We start from the raw sequence: 17,706 nt of genomic DNA, 5'->3' as shown, positions 1-17,706 counted from the left end.
GATCGAGCGTCGCTCGCTCTAGCAGAACTCGTCACCAGCACGCGCCAATGGCCGCGTCAGGAGAATTTTCATGTTTCGCAATAGCCTTTCGCGCGGCGCTTCCGCCGTCGCGCTCCTATTCGTCATCGATGCGTCCGCCGCCTTTTCTCAGGAATCCCTGCCCATGATCGATATCGGCTCCGCCGGAACAGGGGCTGGCGATCGCGCGCCGAGACGCGCCGAGCCCCGCGCGCCGCTCGACACTGTGGCGCCGGCGGCGAGCCGCCTCGATCTGACGCCGCGACAGACGCCCGCCTCCGTCCATGTGATGACGAGCGACGAGATGCGCGAGCGCGGATTCGATCAGGCGCAGGACGCCGTCGCCGCTTTTCCCGGCGTCGTCGTCGGCAATAATCCGATCAGCCCGACGAGCTATTCCATGCGCGGCTTCACGGGCAATCAGATCACCGTGCTGCGCGACGGCGTCTATCTCGGCCCGGCCAATTTCATCAATCGCCCCGCCAACAGCTTCAATGTCGAGAGCGTCGAAGTGCTGAAGGGCGCCGCCTCGCTGCTGCATGGACAAGGCGCGATCGGCGGCGTCGTCGATATTCGCACCAAGGAGCCGAGCTTCGGCCCGACGCGCTTCGACGCCTTCGTGAATGGCGGCAGCTTCGGGACGGTCAATCTGGGCGTCGGCGTCGGCGCGCAGCTTTCCGACGACATTGCGGCGCGGCTCGACGTCAGCCGCAGCCGCTCATCGGGCTTCGTGAAGAATGCGCCCTCCGACTCGCTCAATCTCACCGCGAGCCTATTGTGGAAGCCGCAGGAGAATTTCAGCGTCAAGCTGGGCATGGATTTTCTCGACGATAATATGTCGCCCTATTACGGCACGCCCCTCGTCCCGCTCGCCTATGCGCGCTCGCCCATGACGGGAGCCATCTCCTCGTCGACGGGCCTCGCGCTCGATCAAGCGATGCGCTTCAACAATTACAATGTCGGCGACGCGCTGCTGGCGACCACGCAATTCATGCCGACCGCACATGTCGTCTATAAGCCGACGAGCGAGGTCACCTTCACCGACGACGCCTATTATTTCTTCGCCGATCGCAAATGGCAGAACGCCGAGACCTACACATTCCTCGGCCCGAACAATGGTAGAACGGACGCTCTCGGCAATCCCATTCCCGCCGGGACGATCGCCCGTGATCGCTTCTACGTCTATCACGATCAGCACAAGCTCGGGAACACGCTGACGATGACGGTCGATCGCCCGATCCTCGGCTTCGACAATAAATTCCTGCTCGGCGCCGACGTCAATTCGACGCATTTCGTCCGCGACCGCGGCTTTCCGAGCGCTTCGATCGCCGATTATGTCGATGCTTGGAATCCGAACCAGGGCGTATGGGGCCTCTATGCCGGCGAATGGCCGATCCGCCGCTCGCCGACGCGCATAGACGATTACGCCGCGCTCTTCGAGGATGTGCTCACTCTGCGTCCCGACCTGAAGCTCGTGACGGGCGCGCGCTATGAGTTCGAGCGATTGGACCGCGTCAACTACAATCAGAACGGCACATTCTCCAGCACGACGAGCTTCCGGCGCAATTTCCATCCCTTCAATTTTCGCGTCGGCATGATCTATGACGTGACGAAGGATATCTCGCTCTATGGGCAATATACGACCGCGAAAGACCCGATCGGCTCGGCGATATACGTCGTCAACGCCGCGCAGAATTTCAATCTGAGCAGCTCGCGCCAATATGAGCTCGGCGCCAAGGCGTCGTTCCAGGACGGCAAGGGCGAGGCGACGCTCGCGCTCTATGAGATTCACCGCGCCAATATTCTGACGCAGACGACGCAGAATTCGGCGAGCAGCATCGGCAGCCAAATGTCACGCGGCGTCGAGGCGTCAGTGAGTTTTCTGGTCACGCCGCAGTGGAAAGTCTCGGCCAACGCCGCCTACACCTATGCGCGCTATGGCTTCTTCGTCGATCCGGCGACGCTGGTGATCGGCACGGGCAATCGGCCGCCGAACGTGCCGACCTGGACCGCCAATCTCTGGACCTCCTATGCCAACATCGCCGATCTTCCCTTCGACGCCGGATTCGGCCTGCGCTTCGTCGACTCGCGCGCCGGCAACAACGCCAATACGCTTTTTCTCGAAGGCTATGTGCTCGCCGATATCGGCCTCACCTATCATGTCACGCCCGGCGTCGACGCGACCTTCCGCGTCAATAATCTCTTCGACAAGACCTATGTGAACTGGGCGGAAGTGTCCTATCCCAGCGAGGTGATATTGGGCGCGCCGCGCAGCGTGACTTTCGGGCTCACGATGAAATTCTGAAGTCCGGGTTGCGACCGCGGGAGAACAGAACACGGAAAGGCGGTGGGCTATGGAAGCTCGCATCAGAGCTCACCGCCGAGTCTTGCCGGCGATATTGATCATGAGTCTCTGGGTAAAATACGACGCCGATGGCGATTTCCGTGGGCCGAGCCTCGGCGCGGGCGTTCAGGCGGTCGCGCGGCAGGGCGACAACAACAGCAGCTTCCGGCTGCCCGGCTATGCAATGGCGATGTATCGCTTCCAGCCGGCGCATCTGCCCGTGGTGAAAAATCCGAGCTTTCAATTGAACGTGCGCAATTTGCTCGACGAGACCTATTATACGGGCGCGACCTGTCGCAACGCCATCATACCCGGCGCGCCTCGGACGTTCATTTCCTCGATGCGGGCGGAGTTCTAGAAATACGAGAGGAAGAGATGCGGCAAATCACGACCGGGCTACAGCCCCTTTCTTCCGGCGCGGTCGACGCGCCGGCCACTTCGGCGCGAAGCGCCGCCGACACACGGACGCGCGCCGACGCGCGTCGCCGCTTCGTTTGGCTCCACCGCTGGGTCGGCCTCGTCACGGCGGGCTTCCTGATCCTGGTCGGGCTGACCGGGGCGCTGCTCGCCTTCTATGGGGAACTGAGCCATTGGATCGCCCCGGAGGCCTATCCGGGGCCGCATGGCGAGACGCTCCCGCCCGCCGCCCTCGCGCGCCACGCCGAGAGCCTCGTTCCGCAGGGGCGCGCGGTCGCCGTCTATCTCGGCGGCGAATCCGGCGCGGCCCGCGTCACGATGCAGGCGGCGCCGGGCGCCGAGCCGCTCGGCTTCGGCGCTGTGACGCTCGACGCCGTGACAGGCGAAGATCTCGGCCGCCGCGGCAGTCCCGGCGCGCTGCCCAGCCGCGCCGCCGACATCATGCCTTTCGTCTATAGCCTGCACTACCAATTGGCGACGGGCTCCACCGGCGCCTGGATTCTCGGAATCGTCGCGCTCTTATGGACGATCGATTGCTTCGTCGCCTTCTATCTGACGCTGCCGCGCGCGAGCCCCGGCAATTCGCGCAGCTATCTCACGCGCTGGAAGCCGGCTTTTCTCGTCAAGCTCTCCGGCTCCTTCTATCGCATCAATTTCGATCTGCATCGCGCCGGCGGATTGTGGCTGTGGGCGATGCTGCTCGTGTTCGCCTGGTCCAGCGTCTTCTTCAATCTGAACAGCGTCTATGCCGGTGTGACCAAGCTCGTCTTCGACTACTCGCCCCCGCCCTGGGAATGGCCCGCGCAGCCACCGCGCACGGACGCGCGCAAAATGCTGGAATGGGAGGAGGCGCAGGCCGTCGGCCAGCGGCTGATGGCCGATGAGGCGCGCGAGCGCGGCTTTTCCATCGAGCGCGCCGATGCGCTCTACTACAAGCCGGCCAAGGGCCTCATCCAATATCGCGTACGGTCGAGCCGGGATATCGGCGAGCGTACTGCGACGACTTCCGTTCTCTTCGACGCCTATACGGGCGAGCTGGTGACGCTGAGCCTGCCGTCGGGGCTGCGCAGCGGCGACACCGTCACCAATTGGCTCACCGCCCTGCATATGGCGCGCGTCTTCGGCCTACCCTATCGCATCTTCGTCTGCATCCTGGGGCTGGTCATCGCCATGCTCTCCGTGACGGGAGTGTATATCTGGTGGAAGAAGAGAGCGGCCAAATCGGCGCCGTCCGGCCGGCGCAAGCCCTGCCCGGGCAAGCCGTAGCGGCGGGCGCTCGACCTCCGATCGCGCGCCCCCGACGCCGCTGCGCGCTAACGCGTATCGCCTTGAAAGCGTCGAAGAGTAATCGCACCGCCGCCTGCACCTGAACGTCGGGATCGTGCCGAGCTGCCGAGCACGATCGTTATAAGTCCACGCCGAATGTTCAAGACCAAGGCGCCGGCCGGACTTAGTCTTTCAAGCAGGCGACCAGGAAAGCATCGCCAGAACGGCTCGTGCATTTCTCTGAATGAGGCGCACGATGAGCCGCAATGCGCCTCCGATCACGGCAGCCGAGGAGCCGAGAGCATGAGCTACTTCACCGCATCCGACGGCGTAGAAATTTTTTACAAGAGCTTCGGCGACGGCCAGCCGATCGTGTTCTCGCATGGATGGCCGCTGACGGCCGACGCATGGGAAGGGCAAATGCTGTTCTTCGGCATGCGCGGCTATCGCGTCGTGGCGCACGACCGTCGCAGCCATGGCCGCTCCCAGCAGGTCTGGGACGGCAATACGATGGACCGCTACGCGGACGATCTCGCCGAGCTGCTCGAGCTCCTCGAGCTGCGCGACGCCATTCTCGTCGGGCATTCCACCGGCGGCGGCGAGGTCGCACGTTACATCGGACGCCATGGCGTCGGCCCCGTCGCAAAGGCCGTGCTCGTCGGCGCCGTGCCGCCGATCATGCTCGCCTCGCCTTCCAATCCAGAAGGTCTGCCGTTGGACGTGTTCGACAGCACCCGCGCCGGCGTCGCGAGCAATCGATCGCAATTCTTCAAAGATCTCGCCGTTCCTTTCTATGGCCATAACCGAGATGGCGCGAAGCGCAGCGCCGGGCTCGAGGACGCCTTCTGGTTGCAAGGAATGGAGGGCGGGCTGAAGGGGCTCTATGATTGCATCCGCGAGTTTTCCGAGCTCGACTATTCGGCCGATCTCGCGAAGATGACGATCCCCACATTGTTCATCCACGGCGATGACGATCAGATCGTCCCGCTCGTCGCTTCGGCGCAGAAAGCAGTTCGATTGACGCCGCAGGGTGCGCTTCTCGTCTACCCAGGCGGATCGCACGGCCTCGCCCAAACCGACCCAGAGAAATTCAATCACGACGTGCTCGCGTTCATCAAGCGCTGACGCGCGAGGCGCCGCCCAAATCCGCAATCCACAATTGGAGAACGACATGACCGCTAAGCTCGAATTGCTGACGCCGCAGAACAGCCAGCTGATCTTCATCGACCACCAGCCGCAAATGGCCTTTGGGGTTCAGTCGATCGATCGGCAGGCGCTCAAGAACAATGCGGTAGCCCTCGCCAAATCGGCGAAGGTGTTCGCGATTCCGACGACGATCACCACCGTCGAGACGGAGAGCTTCTCCGGCCATACCTATCCAGAGCTGCTCGCCGTTTTCCCCGAGGCGCCGATCCTCGAGCGCACCTCGATGAATTCCTGGGACGATAAGAAGGTCCGCGACGCGCTGGCCGCGAATGGACGTAAGAAGGTCGTTGTCTCGGGCCTGTGGACCGAGGTCTGCAACAATTCTTTCGCCCTCTGCGCCATGCTGGAAGGCGGCTATGAAATCTACATGGTCGCCGACGCCTCCGGAGGCACGTCGAAGGAAGCGCATGACTACGCCATGCAGCGCATGATTCAGGCGGGCGTCGTGCCCGTGACCTGGCAGCAGGTCCTGCTCGAATGGCAGCGCGACTGGGCGCGGCGCGAAACCTATGACGCCGTCATGTCGATCGTGAAGGAGCATTCCGGCGCTTACGGCATGGGCGTCGATTACGCCTATACGATGGTGCACAAGGCGCCGGAGCGTGTCTCGCACGGCCTCACTCTCGCGCCCGTCCCGGCGATCTAGCATGGGTGCGCTCGGCGGCTCTGACGAGTTCGCGGCAGAGCGTCTCGGCCGCGGCTTGCTGCTCACGCTCGCCGCGGCCACCGGGCTCGCGGTCGCCAATATTTATTACAACCAGCCGATGCTCGGCCTGATCGAGGCGTCGCTGGGCCCTGGCGCGGCGACGAGCGTTCCGGTGCTGACGCAGCTCGGCTATGCGTCGGGATTGTTCCTGCTCACGCCGCTCGGCGACGTCACGCGGCGCAAGCGGCTGATCGTCGCTGAATTCGTGCTTCTTGCGATCGCGCTGGTCTTGGCTGGCGCGGCGCCCGATGCGCTCACGCTGGCCATCGCGTCGGCGCTCGTCGGTTTCGCTGCGAGTGTCGCGCAGCAGCTCGTTCCACTCACTGCGGAACTCGCGCACCCACAGCGGCGGGGCGCCGCCATCGGCGCAGTGATGTCGGGACTGCTGCTCGGCGTGCTGCTGAGCCGCACGCTCGCCGGATTCGTCGCCGCACAATTCGGCTGGCGCTCCATGTTCCTCGCCGCGTCTCCGGCGATGCTGCTGGTGGCGCTCGCCCTCCAAGCGATTCTCCCGGATGTGCGTGGCGAGCTACGCCTCGCTTATCCAGAGCTGATGGGCTCTCTGCGGCATCTCTGGCGCGACCTGCCGGCGCTGCGGCGCGCAGCATTCACGCAAGCTTTCCTGTTTGCCGCTTTTTCCGTCTTCTGGACAGTGTTGGCGCTACGGCTCGCGGCGCCGCCTCTCGGGCTCGGCGCCGCCGATGCGGGCTTGTTCGGCGTGGTCGGAACGATCGGCGTCATCGCCGCGCCGCTCGCCGGACGCATAGCCGACGCGCGCGGACCGTCCACGATCGTTCGACTGGGAGCCGCGCTGGCGCTGGCCTCCTGGGCGGCGATGGCCTTCTGGAGCGGTCTTGCAGGACTCATCGCTGGCGTAATGGCGCTCGATTTCGCGATGCAGGCGGCGCTCGTGTCCAATCAGCATGTGATCTACGCGCTGCGCGCCGAAGCGCGCGGACGGCTCAACACTCTGTTCATGACGACCATGTTCCTCGGCGGCGCGGGGGGCTCGTTCAGCGCGATGATCGCTTGGCGGCTCGGCGAATGGCCGGCCGTCGCCGTCTTGGGAGCTGCGTTCAGCGCCGCGGCGCTCGCTATTCAGCTTCGCGCCCCGCCGCGCCCGTCACTCTCTCGAGAAGCAGGAAGCCCAACGCGATGAGCTCTTATCTCCTATCCCTCGGCGCCGGACTTTTGATCGGCGTCGTCTACAGCCTGCTCGGCGTCCGTTCCCCTGCGCCGCCAGTCGTCGCGCTCGTCGGGCTCGCCGGAATATTGCTCGGCGAGCAGATCGTTCCGATCGCCAAACGGACCGCCGATCGAGCCGAGCTCACCAGCTTCATTCGCCTTGATTGCTCGCAGCATGTTCTGGGGCCGCTCCCCAGGAATAGGGACCGCGACGGCTGACGCGGACGCGTCGATATCCATCAATGACAGGCTAGCGCCACCGGAGGCTCGAAATGAAAGCCAAAGATCTCATCATCGTCGACGCCGAGGTGACGACGCTCGATCGCGCCAATCCCGTCGCCCGCGCCGTCGCAATTCGCGACGGCAAGTTTCTGGCCGTCGGCTCTGAGGCGGAGATACGCGCGGCGGCGCCCGACGCGGATGTGATCGACGCCGGCGGCAGGCGGCTCGTGCCCGGCCTCATCGACAGCCATATTCATGTGATCCGCGGCGGGCTCAACTATAATATGGAGCTGCGCTGGGACGGCGTGCCGACTCTCGCCGATGCGATGGCGATGCTGAAAAAGCAGGCGGAGAACACGCCGCCGCCGCAATGGGTGCGCGTCGGCGGCGGCTTCACCGAGCATCAATTCGCGGAGAAGCGCCTGCCGACTCTGGACGAGATCAACGCCGCGGCGCCCGAGACGCCGGTGTTCATTCTGCATCTCTATGACCGGGCCTTGCTGAACGCGGCGGCGCTGCGCGTCGTCGGCTACACGAAGGACACGCCGAATCCGCCGGGCGGCGAGATCGTTCGTGACGCCACCGGCAATCCGACCGGACTGCTGCTCGCTCGGCCCAACGCCATGATTCTCTATTCGACGCTGGCCAAGGGTCCGAAGCTGCCGCATGATTATCAGCTGAATTCCACCCGGCATTTCATGCGCGAGCTGAATTCGCTCGGCGTCACCAGCGTCATCGACGCCGGCGGCGGATTCCAGAATTATCCTGACGACTACCAGATCATCGAGACGCTGCATCGAGACGGCGAGCTGACGCTGCGCATCGCCTATAATCTCTTCACGCAAAAGCCGAGGGAGGAACTCGCCGATTTTGCGAATTGGTCGACGAAGGTGAAGCCCGGCGATGGCGACGATCTCTATCGCCACAATGGCGCCGGCGAGATGCTGGTCTATTCCGCGGCCGATTTCGAAGACTTCCGCGTCGAGCGTCCCGACATGCCGGCGAGCATGGAAGCCGATCTCGAGCCGGTCGTGCGCCTGCTCGCCGAACGCAAATGGCCCTGGCGGCTCCATGCGACCTATGACGAGACGATCGGCCGCGCGCTCGATGTATTCGAGAAGGTCGACAAAGATATTCCGCTCGCGGGCTTGAATTGGTTTTTCGACCATGCCGAGACAGTCGGCGAGCGCAACATCGACCGCATAGCGGCTCTGGGCGGCGGCGTCGCCGTTCAGCATCGCATGGCGTTTCAGGGCGAATATTTCGTCGAGCGCTATGGCGCCAAAGCCGCGGAGGCGACGCCGCCGATTACACGCATGATGGCCGCCGGCCTGAAGGTCGGCGCGGGCACCGATGCGACGCGCGTCGCAAGCTATAATCCATGGGTTTCGCTCTCCTGGCTCGTCACCGGCAGGACGCTCGGCGGCCTCACGCTCTATCCCGCGCGCAAGGTCACGACCGGCCTCGTCGATGCGATCAGCGTGCTCGGCCTCGGCAAGGTCTTCACCGCGAATATGACCGGCAATATCGTCTTCCTCGGCCTAGCCGCGACGGGGGCGCCAGGCTTCGAGGTCACGCCCTATCTCGTTGCCCTCTCCGCCTTTCTTCTAGGCGCGCTCGGCGCCGGACGCATCGGTCGCGCGCACGCCGGCCTGCCGCTGCGTCGCTGGCTGACTGCGGCCGCGATCATCGAGGCATTACTGATCTGGGCGAGCGCGGTCATGGCCTTCGGCGTGGAAGCCACGAGCCCGCGCTCGACGATAATGATTTACGCGATCATCGCATTCACCGCCGTCGCCATGGGTTTTCGCAACGCGACCATTCGGCAGCTGAAGATTCCCGATCTGACCACGACCGTTCTGACCTTGACGCTGACCGGCCTCGCCGCGGATTCGCCGCTCGCCGGCGGCGCCAACGCCAATTGGCCGCGGCGCCTGGGCAGTGTCGCGGCAATCTTTCTCGGCGCGGGAATCGGCGCGTTTCTCGTCGTCCATAGCGGTCTCGCGGCGCCGCTGTTCCTGGCCGGAGCGCTGATCCTGCTTGGAACCATCCTCTGCGCGCTTCATCCCGCATCGAGCGAGCCGGCAAAGGGTTGACGAGGTTTTCTCGAGAATGAGATCCCGATCAAACGTCGCTCAGCCCTTCGACCGGCGAATCGACCGCGCCCAGCGCGACGAAGCGATCGACCAGCCAGGAGGCGGCCGGCCCCGGCGGAGCCTCACGCCGCCAAATGCACGAAAAGCGATAGAGGCCGCCCGGATGATCCGGCATGGCGAGCCGCACCAGCGCGCCCGACGCCAGATCGCTCGCGATCATATGCAAAGGCATGTTGCCCCAGCCGACGCCCTCGCGCAGCAAAGCGTGCTTGGCGCCGAGATCGGCGAGCCGCCAGCTGCGCGGGCTGATCACAGAGAAATCGCGTCCCTCGGTGAAGCGCGAGCGATCCGTGAGCACGAGCTGCGTATGCTCGCGTGCGGCGCCGGGCGGGATGCGCGCCATGCGCCCCAGCGGATGATCGGGACCCGTGACCGGGATCAGCGCAATCGATCCGGCCGCGATGCTCTCTATCCCCTCGACGCCGAGCGAGAGCGGACCCGATACGCCGATCATCGCCGCGCCGTCCAGCACCATCGCCGTGACCGCGCCGAGCGCCTCCACATGCAGCTGCAGCGCCACCGTCGGAAATTGCTGCGCGAATTCCCGCAGCACGGCTCCCACCCGCTCCGTCGGCAGCATCACATCGACGGCGAGATCGACCTCCGCCTCCAGCCCCTCGAGCAGGCCCTTGACCTTGGCGCGCAAATCCTCGACGCCGCGCGAGATCGCCCGCGCCTCCGCCAGCAGCGCGCGCCCGGCCACGGTGAGCCGCGGCTTGCGCGTTCCCTCGCGCTCGAACAGCTCTATGCCGAGCTGCGCCTCGAGATTGGCGATTCCATAGCTGATCACCGAGACGGCGCGGTTCAGCCGCCGCGCCGCGCCGGCGAAGCTGCCGGCGTCGACAATGGCCAGGAAGATGGTCAGCTGGTCGAGGCTGGGCGCGCCCGGATTGCTCACTTTTCAACTTTCTCGAACAGTTCGACAAAAATTATCTGACTGAACAGAAAGGCGCGCAACCCTTAAATCCGCTCCATCGACAGCGACCGATCACGCGACGGGAGATTTGCAATGATCGAACTGAGACCTTTCGACAGCCTCGGCGGCGCCGATCACGGCTGGCTCGACGCCAAGCATCATTTCTCATTCGCCGGCTATCACGATCCCGAGCGGATGCATTGGGGCAATCTGCGCGTCTGGAACGACGACACGATCGCGCCGCACTCCGGCTTTCCGACGCATCCGCATCGCGACATGGAAATCGTAACCTATGTCCGCGAGGGCGCGATCACGCATCAGGATAGTCTCGGCAATAAGGGCCGCACCGCGGCCGGCGACGTGCAGGTGATGAGCGCGGGCTCAGGGATCGCCCATTCCGAATATAATCTCGATAATGAGACCACCCGGATCTTTCAGATCTGGATCTTGCCGACGACGCGCGGCGGTGCGCCGGATTGGGGATCTCGCCCCTTTCCCAAGGGCGAGCGCTCGGGCCGTTTCGTCACTCTCGCTTCCGGCTTCGACAATGACGGCGACGCGCTGCCAATCCGCGCCGAGGCGCGCGTCGTCGGCGCGACTCTCCGGACCGGCGAGACGGCGGAATATGCGCTCGGCCGCGACCACAAAGCCTATCTCGTGCCGGCGAGCGGCGCCGTGCGGATCGACGATGTGCGCGTCAACGCCCGTGACGGCGCCGCCATCAGCGATGTCGACATCCTACGCGTCACAGCGCTGGAGGACAGCGAGATCGTTCTCGTCGACTCCGCATGACCATAGGCCGGCGCCGGCGCGCCGGCCGCGATCGCAAACATGACCAAAAGGATCGAGACAATGACCAATGTTCGTAACGCCGATTACGCCGCTCTGCTGCTGCGTGTGAGCCTCGGCGCGCTGTTTCTCGCGCATGGGCTTCTCAAAATTTTCGTGTTCACTCTGCCTGGAACGGCGCGATTCTTCGAATCGCTCGGCTACCCATCGCTGCTCGCCTATGTGGTCGTGGCCGCGGAAATCGGCGGAGGCCTCGCATTGATCTTCGGCGTTTTCACGCGCTTCGTGTCCCTCTCGCTCATTCCGCTGATGATCGGCGCGCTGATCGTGCATCGTAAGCATTCGCCGTAGGCCGCAGGACGACGTATTCGACGCTGACGGCGGAGCGGCCAGCGCGGGCCATTTACGCTGCATTGGCGGCGGTATAAAATGCGCCTTCCCTGCTCCAGGACAGAAGTTCGTTAATGCGTTTTGCGGCAACTTCGCAAGGACGTCGCAAGCAAAGCTTCCCGGGGCGACAGTTCTCCAAGTCGTAAGTTAGCAGACTCGAACGGTTTTGAAGGGGTCAGCGCTCTTGAGCACGCTCGAGGAGATGAAGCGAGACGGTCGCTCAACGGCAGAGTTGATAGCGGCTTCATTGGCGCAGATCGATGATGAGGACGGGAAGAGTGCTACTTGTAATCCCTTAGCAGTGTTGGAAGCTCGGGTGACAAGAGAGGTCGTCGACGCCGCGATCGCACTGTCTGGCGCGCGGGATCCGAAGTCACGAAGGCTCGGGGTTACCATTCTAGGCCAGTTGGGCTCACCCGCGCGCACCTTTCCAGAGGAATGCTGCGACGCCCTCCTCGAGATTATTCACCGCGAACAGGACAGAGATGTCTTGATAGCGACTGTGTTCGCCTTTGGCCATCTCGGAAACCGTCGTTGCGAGGGTGCTCTGATCGGGCTGCGCAACCATTCTGACGACGACGTCCGCCACGGCGTGGCGTTCTCCCTCTGTGGTGCGACTTCGGATGCGGCGGTAGGCGCTCTGCTGGAGTTGATGGACGATCCATATGAAAGGGCGCGAGATTGGGCCGCCACAAGTATCGGCCAGACCGTTTCGATTGACGGCCCCGAGATTCGGGATGCGCTGCTGCGACGGGTAAATGACGCTGACGTCTTCGTAAGAGCCGAGGCGCTCCATGGCTTGGCTCGCAGGCGCGACGACCGCGTCGTGCCTTACTTGGTCGCCGAAATCTCGGCGGCGGGCGAGCACGAAGGACTCTTCGTGGACGCCGCCAAATCATATCTCGGCTTCAGCGTCGATCCCGACATGGATTCCGAGGCGCTCGCGAGATTGCTGCAATTGCCGAACAGGCAATCGTAAAGCAAGCGCTCATCGTGGACGCAGGATCCTCGCGTCAGCGCTCTCGGTGCGACTTCATCTCTTTGTGGATTTTGATGAGCTCGACGAGGTTCTCGACACCGAAGTCGGTGAAGGCCAGGATCTCGAGGTCGCCGAGGCCATAGACCCAGATCACGCCATCCTCGGGCTCCATTTCATTGGCGACGTCATGGAGGAAGTCGACACTTTCGCCGAGCTGCGCAGCGATGCGATCGATGGTCGTGACGTGAGAGACCTTGTTGACGTGCATGGTCAGGCCGCCAGCGCCGGCGCGGCTTTATCCTTCTGGCTCCAGTTCCACGGCAGCAATTCATCGAGCCGATGCGCCGGATGCGCGGCGATGCGCGCGAGGACGTCGGCGAGCCAGGCCTGCGGATCGAGGCCGTTCATCTTCGCTGTGACGATGAGCCCATACATGGCGGCGGCGCGCTCGCCTCCGCGATCAGACCCGCAGAACAGCCATGATTTTCGTCCCAGAGCAATTCCGCGCAGTCCACGCTCGGCGGCATTGTTCGACACGCAAACGCGCCCGTCGTCGAGGAACAGCGTGAAGGCCGGCCATCGCTTCAGCATATATTGCATCGCTTTGGCGAGGTCATGTCCACGCGAGAGCTTGGCGAGCTGTTCGCGCATATAGCTTTCCAGCGCGTCGACGAGAGGTCGGCTCGACGCCCGGCGAACGGCGAGGCGTTCTTGCGCGCTCTTGCTGTTGATCGACCTCTCGATCTCGAACAGCGCGTCGATGCGGCGCACGATCTCCATGGCGATCGGCGACAGTGGAATCTCCTTTTTTCCCGCCGCCTTACGACGAACGTTCGCATCGATATCGGCCATGACGAAGAACGGGCGCCGCGCGTGCGCCCAACACGCCGCTTCGAGAATCGGACCAGGCTTGCGCTCCGCTGCATACAGCTTGTTGTAGCCGTCATAGGCGTCCGCTTGCAGAATGCCGAAGTAGTTCGCCAAATGGGTCTGCGGATGTTCGCCTTTGCGATCACGCGAGTAATAGAAAATCGCAGCGGGCGGTCCGGCGCCGCCGAAGGGCGCATCGTCGCGCACATAGACCCAGCAGCGGCCGGTGTCGGTTTTGCCCTTCGCCAGCACGGGCACGATCGTATCGTCGCCATGCAGGCGCTCGGCAGAGAGAACATGCTCTTCTATGAGAAGGCGCAGAGGCTCGAGCGCGGCGCAAATGGAGCCGATCGCATCAGCCATGGTCGACAAAGCGATCGGCGCACCTTCGAGCGCATAACGCTCCGCCTGACGGTTCAAAGGCTGATGCTGGCCGAACTTCTCGAAAGCGATCATCGCCAAAAGGCTCGGCCCCGCCCAGCCGCGCGGAACGACATGGAATGGCGCGGGCGGCTGCGTGATCTTCTCGCAGTCCCGGCAGGAGAACTTCTCCCGCACGGTCTCGATCACTTTCCACTGACGCGGCGTCGTTTCCAATGTCTGCGTCACGTCTTCGCCGAGCTTGCGCAGGCGCTGGCCGCCACAGCAGGCGCAGCTCGTCGGCGTCTCGATCATGACGCGCTCGCGCGGTAGATGTTCCGGGAATGTATTGCGATCCGGCCGTTTGCGCGTGAAGCCGGCGACCGTCGTCGTTTTCGCGACCGCCTGTTCCGCGGCGATCTCGTCTTCCGTCGCGCTCGCTTCCAGCTCTTCGAACATGAGCGCCAATTGCTCGAGAAGACGCGCCGACCGCTCCGATTTCTGCCCGTATATCTGGCGCTCCAGCTTGGCGATCTGAAGCTTTTGCGCGGCGATCAGCGCCATGTCTTCCGACGCCTTCGCGCGCGCGACGGCGAGCTCGGCTCTCAGTGCGGCGTTTTCGTCCAACAGGGCTTTGCCGACGGCGTCCATATAGCGAGTGAATCACAAATCTTTCGATTTGTGGCGCCCCAAAATGCGTCCGACCCCAGCTTTTTCGCTCATCCCGCGCTTGCTGGACGCCATGTCGATTGCGGATTTCGCCAATCAATTCCCTCGAGCATATAGGCCATCTGGGCAGCCGAAATCGACACGGCGCCCGCGCTCGCCGAGGGCCAGATGAACTTTCCGCGGTCGAGCCGCTTGGCGTAGAGCGACAGGCCGATCCCGTCATGCCAAAGGATTTTCGCGAGATCGCCTCGGCGTCCTCGGAAGATGTAGAGGTCGCCGGCGTGAGGGTCCCGTTGCAACTGCTCTTGAACCTGAAGCGCCAAGCCCTGCATGCCGCGTCGCATATCCGTATGGCCGGTCGCGATCCAGACCCGGCAACCAGCTGGCAATGGAATCATGAGCGTAGCGCCTTCAANGTCGCGGCGATCACGGAAGACGGCGCCGTGGCGCTGATCTTCACACGCACGTCCTTCAGCTCGACCTCGACGACGCCGGCCGCGGCGTCTTGCGGCGGGTGTTCCTGTGACGCCGCCACTCGCGGCGCGGGCTCGATGATCACCGGCGAAAATCCGCATAAAGCGGCGCTTTGCTCCCGCTGCGCTGCGCGCCGCCATTTGTAGACGAGGCTCGTGCAAACGTCCTCACGGCGCGCCACATCGGCGACCACCGCGCCCGGCTCGGCGATCGCCGCCAATATCCGCGTCCGGTCCTCGTCTCTCCATCGGCGCCGCCGCTCGCGGCCCGTGATCAATGTCATCCGACCCATGCTGTGCAGCTTGCCTCGCTCATAAAGCCGACTTAGCTGCGCAGCTTCGCTCTATTCCCTCGATTTTGAAAAGGCGGCCCACGGCGTAGGGATACCGTGCATCTGCCCAATGGCTGGCTGTTCTCCAATGCGAATGGCGGATGGGAGTTTCCAGCGCTGTGGTCGGCGCTCTTGATCGTGCAGGCTCTGCTCGGACCCGGCGCATTCGCCGTCAGGCTCCCTACCGCACAAGGACAGGCGCTCGGGAGCGCCACGCGAGGCTGAAGCAACGAATCGTCCCGCGACGAAGATCACGCAGGGTAAATAAAGCGCTCATCAACGCTCTATTTACCCTGCGCGCACACTGACCCTTCGCCCAATCACCCTCGACGACCAGCGTCGCGCTGGAGCCCAAAGTCACGCATCCAAAGCGGCCCTGTCCTTGAAACACGTGGCAAGCGCGACGCTGCTGCACTCGCGAGCGCAGCGACCTATTCGGACAGAGAAAGAGGAGGGGAGGACGCGATCGTCGGCAGACGAGAGGGAGGACGCCTCATGGCCACATCGAGCGCCGCAGCATTCGGCGGCGCGCTCGGGAAGGCGTGTTCGGCTTTGCTTATTTAGGAGTTCTTGGTTGCGGGGACAGGATTTGAACCTGTGACCTTCAGGTTATGAGCCTGACGAGCTACCGGGCTGCTCCACCCCGCGCCAAGGACGGCGGCCCTCTTGTGGGAGAGGGCTCGAAGACGAGAAAGGGGAGTAGCGAAAGGCGAATAGAAACCGTCTACTCGCTCTTCGCTACTCCCCGTTCGCACATCGTAGATAAGGAAACTTTTTGCCCTTTGCAGGCCTGGCGACGACCTACTCTCCCAGGTCTTGAGACATAGTACCATTGGCGCTGAAGCGTTTGACGGCCGAGTTCGGGATGGGATCGGGTCTGATCGCTCCGCCGAGGCCACCAGGCCGGCAAAGGGCAAGTTTTGAAGCAAACTGTGATTGGCCTTTCGATCGCGCCATCTTTGGGGAGATGGGCATGGATTAATGAGAACGATCAAGCCGATCGAGCTATTAGTACCGGTAAGCTCCGCGCGTCGCCGCGCTTCCACACCCGGCCTATCGACGTGGTCGTCTTCCACGGCTCTCGAGGGAGAACTCGTTTTGAGGTGGGTTTCCCGCTTAGATGCATTCAGCGGTTATCCCGTCCATACATAGCTACCCTGCACTGCGGCTGGCGCCACAACAGGTCCACCAGAGGTATGTTCATCCCGGTCCTCTCGTACTAGGGACAAATCCTCTCAATTCTCCGACACCCACGGCAGATAGGGACCGAACTGTCTCACGACGTTCTGAACCCAGCTCACGTACCACTTTAATCGGCGAACAGCCGAACCCTTGGGACCTTCTCCAGCCCCAGGATGTGATGAGCCGACATCGAGGTGCCAAACAACCCCGTCGATATGGACTCTTGGGGGTTATCAGCCTGTTATCCCCGGCGTACCTTTTATCCGTTGAGCGATGGCCCTTCCACGAGGGACCACCGGATCACTATGACCGACTTTCGTCTCTGCTCGACTTGTCTGTCTCGCAGTCAGGCAGGCTTATGCCATTGCACTCGACGAGCGATTTCCGACCGCTCTGAGCCCACCATCGCGCGCCTCCGTTACTCTTTGGGAGGCGACCGCCCCAGTCAAACTGCCTACCATGCACTGTCCCGGCCCCGGATGACGGAGCGCGGTTAGACATCCATGACGATAAGGGTGGTATTTCAAGGGTGGCTCCACACGAGCTGGCGCCCATGCTTCAACGCCTACCACCTATCCTACACATGCCGACACGAATGCCAGTGCAAAGTTACAGTAAAGGTGCACGGGGTCTTTCCGTCTGACCGCAGGAACCCCGCATCTTCACGGGGAATTCAATTTCACTGAGCTGACGCTGGAGACAGCGGGGAAGTCATTACGCCATTCGTGCAGGTCGGAACTTACCCGACAAGGAATTTCGCTACCTTAGGACCGTTATATTTACGGCCGCCGTTTACCGGGGCTTCAATTCAGAGCTTGCACTCCTCCTCTTAACCTTCCGGCACCGGGCAGGCGTCAGACCCTATACGTCATCTTGCGATTTCGCAGAGCCCTGTGTTTTTGGTAAACAGTTGCCACCCCCTGGTCTGTGCCCCTCCCGCCCGCTTGCGCGAACGGAAGGCCTCCTTATTCCGAAGTTACGGAGGTAAATTGCCGAGTTCCTTCAGCGTCATTCTCTCAAGCGCCTTGGTATACTCTACCTGTCCACCTGTGTCGGTTTCGGGTACGGTCTGATGCAGGGGCTATTTCCTGGCGCGGGTTCACCGCCCGGACAATCCAGTAAGTCCGAACGATTTACCCCACGCGTCACCACCTGCTGGCCCACGATTATTAACGTGGTTCCCATCGACTACGCCTTTCGGCCTCGCCTTAGGGGCCGGCTAACCC

17 protein-coding genes, 1 tRNA gene and 2 rRNA genes (1 of these 20 cut by a window edge) are annotated in these 17,706 nt (G+C 63.1%); 12 read left to right on the top strand and 8 right to left on the bottom strand.

Going from position 1 to position 17,706, the window contains the following annotated elements; all coding sequences use genetic code 11:
• The first annotated feature begins 70 nt into the window (after positions 1-70).
• From METLW3_RS0108620 to METLW3_RS25365, 8 genes are all read left to right on the top strand, one after another.
• Positions 71-2,323, top strand: coding sequence for a TonB-dependent receptor (locus METLW3_RS0108620; protein ID WP_024879534.1), 2,253 nt, complete (start codon positions 71-73; stop codon positions 2,321-2,323).
• Between the two features lie 100 nt (positions 2,324-2,423).
• A complete protein-coding gene (locus tag METLW3_RS0108615; protein ID WP_198022756.1) occupies positions 2,424-2,720 on the top strand; it encodes a TonB-dependent receptor in 297 nt (98 codons plus the stop codon).
• A 17-nt stretch (positions 2,721-2,737) separates the two neighbouring features.
• Positions 2,738-4,045, top strand: coding sequence for a PepSY-associated TM helix domain-containing protein (locus METLW3_RS0108610; RefSeq protein ID WP_024879532.1), 1,308 nt, complete (start codon positions 2,738-2,740; stop codon positions 4,043-4,045).
• A 303-nt stretch (positions 4,046-4,348) separates the two neighbouring features.
• Positions 4,349-5,170, top strand: a complete 822-nt coding sequence (locus METLW3_RS0108605; protein WP_024879531.1) for an alpha/beta hydrolase — start codon at positions 4,349-4,351, stop codon at positions 5,168-5,170.
• A 46-nt stretch (positions 5,171-5,216) separates the two neighbouring features.
• Positions 5,217-5,897, top strand: a complete 681-nt coding sequence (locus METLW3_RS0108600; protein ID WP_024879530.1) for a hydrolase — start codon at positions 5,217-5,219, stop codon at positions 5,895-5,897.
• A 1-nt stretch (position 5,898) separates the two neighbouring features.
• Positions 5,899-7,116: an MFS transporter gene (locus METLW3_RS0108595; protein WP_024879529.1), complete on the top strand. Its 1,218-nt coding sequence runs from the start codon at positions 5,899-5,901 to the stop codon at positions 7,114-7,116.
• Positions 7,113-7,361, top strand: coding sequence for a XapX domain-containing protein (locus METLW3_RS0108590; protein ID WP_024879528.1), 249 nt, complete (start codon positions 7,113-7,115; stop codon positions 7,359-7,361). The genes METLW3_RS0108595 and METLW3_RS0108590 overlap by 4 nt, the downstream gene beginning before the upstream one ends.
• Before the next feature lie 53 nt (positions 7,362-7,414).
• Positions 7,415-9,460: an amidohydrolase family protein gene (locus tag METLW3_RS25365; RefSeq protein WP_024879527.1), complete on the top strand. Its 2,046-nt coding sequence runs from the start codon at positions 7,415-7,417 to the stop codon at positions 9,458-9,460.
• 28 nt (positions 9,461-9,488) lie between these two features.
• On the opposite strand, the gene METLW3_RS0108580 is transcribed toward METLW3_RS25365, so the two are convergent.
• Positions 9,489-10,418: a LysR family transcriptional regulator gene (locus METLW3_RS0108580; RefSeq protein WP_024879526.1), complete on the bottom strand. Its 930-nt coding sequence runs from the start codon at positions 10,416-10,418 to the stop codon at positions 9,489-9,491.
• A 111-nt stretch (positions 10,419-10,529) separates the two neighbouring features.
• On the opposite strand from METLW3_RS0108580, the gene METLW3_RS0108575 reads away from it, so the two are divergent.
• From METLW3_RS0108575 to METLW3_RS25360, 3 genes are all read left to right on the top strand, one after another.
• Positions 10,530-11,228, top strand: a complete 699-nt coding sequence (locus METLW3_RS0108575) for a pirin family protein (protein WP_024879525.1) — start codon at positions 10,530-10,532, stop codon at positions 11,226-11,228.
• 60 nt (positions 11,229-11,288) lie between these two features.
• Entirely contained in the window at positions 11,289-11,576 is a 288-nt protein-coding gene (locus METLW3_RS0108570; RefSeq protein ID WP_024879524.1) for a DoxX family protein, read from the top strand.
• A gap of 223 nt (positions 11,577-11,799) precedes the next feature.
• Positions 11,800-12,594, top strand: a complete 795-nt coding sequence (locus tag METLW3_RS25360; RefSeq protein WP_036308609.1) for a HEAT repeat domain-containing protein — start codon at positions 11,800-11,802, stop codon at positions 12,592-12,594.
• Positions 12,595-12,628: 34 nt separating this feature from the next.
• Here METLW3_RS25360 and METLW3_RS0108555 read toward each other — a convergent pair whose 3' ends face one another.
• The 4 genes from METLW3_RS0108555 to METLW3_RS0108540 all read right to left on the bottom strand — a co-directional run bounded on the left by METLW3_RS0108555 (position 12,629) and on the right by METLW3_RS0108540 (position 15,250).
• Positions 12,629-12,862 carry a hypothetical protein gene (locus METLW3_RS0108555; protein ID WP_024878660.1) on the bottom strand — a complete coding sequence of 78 codons (234 nt, stop codon included), beginning with the start codon at positions 12,860-12,862 and terminating at the stop codon, positions 12,629-12,631.
• 2 nt (positions 12,863-12,864) lie between these two features.
• Positions 12,865-14,475 carry an IS66 family transposase gene (locus tag METLW3_RS0108550; RefSeq protein ID WP_024879523.1) on the bottom strand — a complete coding sequence of 537 codons (1,611 nt, stop codon included), beginning with the start codon at positions 14,473-14,475 and terminating at the stop codon, positions 12,865-12,867.
• A gap of 68 nt (positions 14,476-14,543) precedes the next feature.
• A complete protein-coding gene (gene tnpB, locus METLW3_RS0108545) occupies positions 14,544-14,891 on the bottom strand; it encodes an IS66 family insertion sequence element accessory protein TnpB (RefSeq protein ID WP_024878662.1) in 348 nt (115 codons plus the stop codon).
• Positions 14,888-15,250: a transposase gene (locus METLW3_RS0108540; protein WP_051465372.1), complete on the bottom strand. Its 363-nt coding sequence runs from the start codon at positions 15,248-15,250 to the stop codon at positions 14,888-14,890. The genes tnpB and METLW3_RS0108540 overlap by 4 nt, the downstream gene beginning before the upstream one ends.
• 105 nt (positions 15,251-15,355) lie before the next feature.
• On the opposite strand from METLW3_RS0108540, the gene METLW3_RS28770 reads away from it, so the two are divergent.
• Positions 15,356-15,523: a hypothetical protein gene (locus METLW3_RS28770; protein WP_245267264.1), complete on the top strand. Its 168-nt coding sequence runs from the start codon at positions 15,356-15,358 to the stop codon at positions 15,521-15,523.
• A gap of 346 nt (positions 15,524-15,869) precedes the next feature.
• Here METLW3_RS28770 and METLW3_RS0108530 read toward each other — a convergent pair.
• The 3 genes from METLW3_RS0108530 to METLW3_RS0108520 all read right to left on the bottom strand — a co-directional run.
• Positions 15,870-15,946 (bottom strand) — tRNA-Met (locus METLW3_RS0108530).
• A gap of 140 nt (positions 15,947-16,086) precedes the next feature.
• Positions 16,087-16,201, bottom strand: a 5S ribosomal RNA gene (gene rrf, locus METLW3_RS0108525).
• Positions 16,202-16,285: 84 nt separating this feature from the next.
• Positions 16,286-17,706 (bottom strand): 23S ribosomal RNA (locus METLW3_RS0108520) (it continues 1,433 nt past the right edge of the window).

The organism is Methylosinus sp. LW3, assembly GCF_000527115.1.
Classification (GTDB): Bacteria; Pseudomonadota; Alphaproteobacteria; order Rhizobiales; family Beijerinckiaceae; genus Methylosinus.
The sequence above is the reverse complement of the archived record's forward strand: the minus strand, read 5'-3'. Positions and strand labels throughout refer to the sequence as shown.